A 431-nucleotide genomic window follows, 5' to 3' on the forward strand; every position below is an offset into this window, starting at 1 on the left:
CGACCCGCACTGAGCGACGGATCATCAAGGTCCGCCTGCTGCGCCGGTGGGGACCGGCCCGCATCGCACACTTCCTGCGCCTGGTGCCCTCGACCGTGCACCGTGTCCTTGCCCGCTACCGCCTGGCCCGCCTCTCCCACCTGGACCGGGCCACCGGCCGCGTCATACGCCGCTACGAACGCGAGAGGCCCGGCGAACTGGTCCACGTCGACATCAAGAAGCTGGGCAACATCCCAGACGGCGGCGGGCACAAGGTCCACGGCAGGTCCCAGGGCGGCCGCAACAGCTCCGCGCACCGCGACCCCGCCCGGCCCCGCACCGTCCACGGCCGTCCCAACCTCGGCTACAGCTACCTGCACACCGCCGTCGACGACCACTCCCGCCTCGCCTACAGCGAGATCCACGCGGACGAGAAGAAGGAGACCGCCACC

At 71.5% G+C, this 431-nt stretch carries 1 pseudogene; it reads left to right on the top strand.

The annotated features are described in order from the left end of the window. Positions 1 to 431 (top strand): annotated as a pseudogene (locus tag IG94_RS0138135) (IS481 family transposase); the annotation flags it as partial.

The organism is Streptomyces olivaceus (assembly GCF_000721235.1).
GTDB classification, from domain to species: Bacteria; Actinomycetota; Actinomycetes; order Streptomycetales; family Streptomycetaceae; genus Streptomyces; species Streptomyces olivaceus.